Annotated in this window: 8 protein-coding genes; 7 read left to right on the top strand and 1 reads right to left on the bottom strand. The window is 31.1% G+C overall.

The features are described from left to right. Positions 1–16 precede the first annotated feature (16 nt). From QZZ53_RS09215 to QZZ53_RS09245, 7 genes are all read left to right on the top strand, one after another. Entirely contained in the window at positions 17–721 is a 705-nt protein-coding gene (locus QZZ53_RS09215) for a DUF6090 family protein (RefSeq protein ID WP_296383850.1), read from the top strand. A gap of 165 nt (positions 722–886) precedes the next feature. Next, positions 887–2,626, top strand: coding sequence for a helix-turn-helix domain-containing protein (locus QZZ53_RS09220; protein ID WP_296383852.1), 1,740 nt, complete (start codon positions 887–889; stop codon positions 2,624–2,626). Between the two features lie 285 nt (positions 2,627–2,911). After that, the gene (locus tag QZZ53_RS09225; protein WP_296383854.1) at positions 2,912–3,718 is read left to right on the top strand and encodes an alpha/beta hydrolase; all 807 of its coding nucleotides are present in this window, start codon (positions 2,912–2,914) and stop codon (positions 3,716–3,718) included. A 26-nt stretch (positions 3,719–3,744) separates the two neighbouring features. Continuing rightward, the gene (locus QZZ53_RS09230) at positions 3,745–4,431 is read left to right on the top strand and encodes a M23 family metallopeptidase (protein ID WP_296383856.1); all 687 of its coding nucleotides are present in this window, start codon (positions 3,745–3,747) and stop codon (positions 4,429–4,431) included. Positions 4,432–4,453: 22 nt separating this feature from the next. Continuing rightward, on the top strand, positions 4,454–4,642 hold the full coding sequence (locus QZZ53_RS09235; protein WP_296383858.1) for a hypothetical protein: 189 nt from the start codon (positions 4,454–4,456) through the stop codon (positions 4,640–4,642). Between the two features lie 24 nt (positions 4,643–4,666). After that, positions 4,667–5,266 carry a hypothetical protein gene (locus QZZ53_RS09240; protein ID WP_296383860.1) on the top strand — a complete coding sequence of 200 codons (600 nt, stop codon included), beginning with the start codon at positions 4,667–4,669 and terminating at the stop codon, positions 5,264–5,266. Between the two features lie 179 nt (positions 5,267–5,445). After that, positions 5,446–5,949 (top strand): hypothetical protein, encoded by a 504-nt coding sequence (locus QZZ53_RS09245; RefSeq protein ID WP_296383862.1) that lies wholly within the window; start codon positions 5,446–5,448, stop codon positions 5,947–5,949. 136 nt (positions 5,950–6,085) lie between these two features. Here QZZ53_RS09245 and QZZ53_RS09250 read toward each other — a convergent pair. Beyond that, on the bottom strand, positions 6,086–6,314 hold a 229-nt coding region (locus tag QZZ53_RS09250; RefSeq protein WP_296383864.1), incomplete at its 5' end, for a T9SS type A sorting domain-containing protein.

Here is a 6,314-nt window from a genome sequence, read left to right on the forward strand (position 1 = left end):
CTAAACATCATTAATCATGAAATTATTTAAAAGCCTTAGACAAATCTTTATTAAAGAAGGAGATATAAAGCGTTACTTTCTATATGCTATTGGTGAAATTTTCCTTGTTATGATAGGGATTAGTCTCGCTTTTCAATTAAATAATTGGAATGATAATCGTTTAAAAGAAAGTATAGAGATTAGTTATTATAAAAACATACGTGATCAAATTTCTGATGATAAGATGTTGGTAGAGAGTCAATTAAAGTTTAATAACCGTTTTCTTATTCAGTTCAAATTTTTGAACGAACAAATAGAGTTAAACAATAGAGAGCATCTTGATTCTTTAGGCTTAATTGTTCGAGACCTTACACAGTATTCAGATTTTGATAAAAAAGGAAATATCTATGAAACTATGGTAAATAGCGGTGAAATTAAATTACTTCGAAATCATAGAATCGTTAATGGTATAAGAGAATTAGAAGAAAAATATAATTACATGAATAGAATGGAAAATATTCATTACGAAGCTATAATGAATCACGCCATTAGTTCTACAAAAACCATGGTTAAGTTTTCTGATGGTACAGTTCAGAAACCTGAACAACTATTTTCGTACGAGTTTCAAAACCTTGTTTTATCACTTATTCAAATTATGACTGAGAAGGATAAGGTTTATAATGAGGTGCTAAATGAAATTGTGAAAACAACACTTCTTATAGATAATGAATTGAATCACTAAAAACCTATATTGTATAAACAACATCATAGAATTAGATAGGCTCTTTTTTCTCAAATAAAGCATACGTTTTCTCTATTAGAAAAGAATTAAATTAATTATTCATTTTAGGGCTATCTTTGATATGTGACACATCAACTTTCAATAGCAGCACTACCTTTTAAGAATATGAGTTCTGATAACGAGAACGACTATTTTTGTGACGGACTAACCGAAGAAATTATAAATGCTTTAGCTAAGATAAATGGATTAAAAGTCACATCACGTACGTCTTCTTTTTTCTTTAAAAACAAAGATGTTTCAGTTACAAAAATTGGAAAGGAATTAAATGTTTCAACCATACTTGAAGGAAGTGTTCGCTTATCTCAAGACAAAATTAGAATTACTGCACAGTTAATTGAAGTTCAAAGTGATTTTCATTTTTGGTCAGAAACTTGGGATAGGAAACTCGAAGATATTTTTGCTGTTCAGGATGAAATAAGTTTGTTGATAGCTGATAAAATAAGAGAGAATTTTGGGCATTTCGAAGTTCAAGACCATTTAGTGCCTAACCAAACTGATTACATCGAAGCCTATCGATACTATTTAAAAGGAAATTATCATTCTCAAAAAATGAATCCTGAAGACATAGAGTTATCTAAAGCGTATTATTTAAAAGCCTTGGAAATAGATCCAGAGCATGCCCAATCTAACTCTGGTTTATCACAATATTACTATACAATGGCAATCCTAGGGTTTTTGCCTAAGGCAGAAGCTTTTGAAAAAGCAGCCAGTTTAGCTAATAGAGCTTTAAAATTAAATTCTCAACTTGCAGAGGCTCATGTTGGTATTGCAATTATAAGCTATTGGTACCTCTGGGACTTAAAAAAATCAATTACGCATTTAAACAAAGCTCTAGAAGTAAATTCTAGTTTTGTGAACATTTATATTCAACTTGCCTTTAATTATTGCTCATTAAAGATGTTTAAAAAGGCTTTGAAACATGTAGAAATAGCCATTGGTTTAGATCCATTATCCTCTGAAGTTTACTTTTTAAAAGGTTATGTTCAATATATTATGGAAGAATATGAAGCTTCGATAAAAGCACTAGATATTTGTTTAGAACGTAACCCAACCAATTTGCTGGCAATAACCATTAAGGCTAGTTGTTGGTTAATGCAAAAAAAAGAATACCTAGTAATAGATTTCTTCACATCAGATCTGCCAGCGACCATTGATTTATCATCTAAATATGGTATGTTAGGAATAGCCCATGCTAGGTTAAAGGATTCCGATAAAACAGAGTATTATAAAGAATTATTGATCACTGAAATCAAGAATTCCAAAGGTGAGAGGGCGGAGTTTTTTATGTTATTAATTTGGATTCATTCTGGCGAGAAAACAAAAGCTCTTAATAGGCTAAAAGAGACAATTAAGGCAAAGTCAACTCTAGCTTTAATTCTTTTCTGTGATCCTCTATTAAATCCTATAAAACAAGAACTCCTCTATAAAGAAATTGATAACAAATTGTTTTCCTCTACATTCTTATTAGCAGAAAATAAAGTCAAGAGAAAAGAATTATTAACTCAGCAACAAATAAATAAATATACTGAAAAGCTAATTTCTTACATTAGCGAAGAATCCCCATACCTAAATCCAGATTTAAATCTAAAAAATCTTGCTGTTCGGCTAGATATTCATCCAAATCAATTGTCTTGGTTGATTAATCATGAGTTTAATAAAAACTTCAACGGATTTATTAATCATTACAGAGTTGAAGCTTTTAAACGAATTTCAAAAGATCCTAAAAATTCTCACATTACTTTAATAGGCTTGGCTTATGATAGCGGATTTAATTCAAAAACCGTTTTTAATACCTTCTTCAAAAAAGAAACTGGGATGACACCTATGCAATATTTGAAGCTTTAGTACATAACCTTTTTACACAATTAACTTTAATATTTAGTATTCAACCTCCTAAAGAGTTCGGATTTACAAATTGGAACTCTGGAACAATCTGTTGCATTTACTTTTGCCTTATAATATAAAAATGGAATAAATTAAAAGGACAATGAGCATATTTGGATTCGTAACCTACAAATAATCAATTGTAAATAGTGCTTCCTTATAAACTCGAACATCGGACTTATAGGCTAATTCATCCAAACACTCATTGTGTTTATAGATTTGTTTCATAATCAAAAACAATTAAAAATGAAAACAATTAAAAGTACAATTAACACACTAATGTTAGCAATAGTAGCACTGTTGTTAATTACATCATGTAGTAATGATGATGACAATACGCCAACACCAACACCTTCAAATATGGTTAATGTTGGTGATTACAATTTGTATACGGAAAGCTTTGGTGAAGGAAACCACACCTTAGTTTTCGAATCTGGTCTTGGCGATAATTACGAATCATGGTATCAGCTTTTAGACCTTTCTGAAACGAACCAAGTCATCGCTTATAATAGGGCAGGATATGAACCTTCTGAGGTAGCTATTAATGATAGAAATGTTATTCAGTTAGCAGAAGAGCTTCATCAGGTTATACTAAGCAAATCACAAAATGATCGCGTAATTCTAGTTGGTCATTCTTGGGGAGGAAAAGTGATTCGGTATTATGCTGTACAACATCCAGAAATGGTAGAGGCTTTATTATTTGTAGACCCTAGTCATGAGGGTTATGGCGTAGTAACTCAACAGTATGAGGATAATCTCGTTGAAAACCTTAACAACAATGGCCTTTTTCACGTAGCAAAAGAAGCTGAACAAATGCTTGAAGATTTCCAAATTTTGAATGAATTACCAAACTTACCAGATGTACCAACTATAGTACTTACAAGTACAAGAGATCGTATAGGTGAAGACAAAACGAACTGGTCAAATGCACATGCGACACTTGGAGATGGTGTAACTAACTTTACTCATGTTATTACAGAGAATAGTGGTCACTATATTCAAATTGAAGAACCACAATTAGTCCTTGAGGCCATAAATGAGTTATTAAATTAAAAATTATAAACTAATAATAAGATAAGATGAAAAATATTATAAATAAGATAGTCATTGCAATGCTACTAATTACAGTATTCGGTTGTTCAACTGATGATTTACCAGATGCGTATCCTAGTGATTATTTAAACTATGAAACACAAACAGAGTTAGAACTTCCATTTAATGAAGAATGGTGGGTATTTTGGGGTGGACGAACCGTTAGTCAAAATTACCATGCAGCATATAAAGTACAAAGATTTGCTTTAGATATAGTGCAACGAGTTAATGGGAGCACACATTCAGGAAGCGGATCTCAAAATGAAAATTATTATTGTTTTGGAAAACAATTAAACGCACCAGGGAGTGGTAGAATTGTAAATATTGTGAATAATATAGAAGATAATATTCCAGGTCAATTTAATCGAGACTTTCCAGAAGGAAATTATGTTATAATCGATCATGAAAACGGTGAATTTTCTATGTTAGCTCATTTTAAAGAAGGGTCGATTGTTGTTTCTATTGGAGATGTTGTGGTAAAAGGACAAGAATTAGGAAAAGCAGGTAATAGTGGTAATTCAAGCGAGCCACATCTTCATTATCAATTGCAAACAACTGCCAATCCAGAAGACGGAGAAGGTTTGCCAGCTCAATTTCTAAACTATTATGCCGATGATGTTTTTATGGATAGAGGAGAGCCAGTAAAGAGCCAATTTATTATAAATGATAATTAGTAATTCTATTAATTTACTTATCGTGAATAATTTAAATATAATAGAACAAGAAATTAATAAGAATACAATCCATCTCAAATATTTAAAGTTTGAGATGGATAATGATGTCTATTCTGCAACGCTTAATGATTTATCTGGACATGATATAGTTAGAGGTTATGGGAAATCTATTATTGAAGCTATTAATGATATGCATCGTGGCTTAATTTAAAATCAATCAAAAGATAAACACTTTATGCAAAAATATATTTTAATACTAGTTTTAGCTTTGGTATTTAATTCATGCAAGGATGAAGGAAATACAGAAATAAAAGTTAATGATGGAACGCTAATAAATAATATCACCATTATTTCTGCCAACGATGAAAAAGTGGACAGTTTCTTAGGTTTTGTAGTAATTGATGGCAAAAAGATTGTTTATGCAAATAAGAAAAAACCATTTTTATCTGGAAATTTCAAAGAAATTAATGGAGAAGGTTGGTTTATTATTCCAAGACTAATGGATTCACATGTTCACCTCGCTAGCACAGCTGGATTTAATGGGACTCTAAAAAACAAATACCCGAAATTATTAGAGGACTATTTTGAGCAACTACCAAAAAGTTATCTCTATCATGGCTTTACGACTCTTGTAGATGTGAATAATTATAATCCTGAATTGGTTGCCAAAATTAAAAAAAGTCCACTCCATCCAGATATATTTACCTGTAGAAATCAGGTGCAAGTAATGAATGATTTTGAAATGGAGATGGAGGAATCATCTCTTGAGACTCGTTATCAATCACCATTTTTACATGATAAATACAATACAAAATATCTTTTCCTGACAGTTTAGATCTTTAAAAGCATGCACCAGAAATGATAATTTCGAGAAATATTAATCAGCAGGCTATTGGAGTAAAAATAGTTTATGAAGATGAAGCATCGGGTTTAATAGTAAGTTGGGCCTAACCAACTAAGAATATTATATAAGATTTAGTCTTTGAAGCAAAAAAACAAAACTTACCTATGCTAATGCACGCACCTTCACTTGAAGGTCACCAAATGGGACTTAATGCTGGAATTCAAATTTTTGCTCATGGATTATGGAATTGGACTGATAATTTTGAAGAAGAATTTAGTAATCTAGTATTAACTGAAGCGCATAAAGAAGTCCTAGAAGAAATTGCAAAAAAGCAATTTGGGTACCAAATTACATTTAGAACAATTACTGGAGAAGAGGATTTAATTTCGAAGAAAATGAATTCAGACGTCCATTTGAAACATATTTATCCCAAGAAATATTTAGAGATTCTCAAATCTGAAGAAGGAGATTGGGGTCGTAAAAAAATACTAGGACGCTCAGCTTTTCTTAAAAGAACTAACCCGTCGGCTTATAATGTAATGAAGGGTAATTATGTTAATGACGAAGACATGTGGCCAGCGCTTTATAAATTATATAAAATAAGGTTGAATATCGTTTCTAAATTTTTAGCGGATCGTATTGTTTTAGAAATTGATTTGAACACGAATTTTTAAGAGAAAGAATAGGTGGTAGATAGTAAGACTTGGTCGTTTATTTTATAATTACATAAAAAAGCGAGCTACTTCAAATTGAAGTAAGCTCGCTCTGCTATTAACTAACTATAGGGAAAATTTACAACACCTATTTACTTTAATTAATGAGCACTTTTTGGGTGTAATTATGTGTGTCATCAGAAACTTGCAAAATATAAACACCACTTTGAAAAGATCTTGTATCTAAAATATTGTAGTTGGTTGAGGAATCTAACATCACACTCAATACTTCTCTTCCGTTTATGTCATTAAGCTGTGCTTTTGTTTTTCCGAATAACTGACCTTTAATAATCAATTCTTTAGTTGCTTTTGAGGTAAATACTTTC

It is taken from the genome of Winogradskyella sp. (assembly GCF_016744625.1).
Lineage (GTDB): Bacteria > Bacteroidota > Bacteroidia > Flavobacteriales > Flavobacteriaceae > Winogradskyella.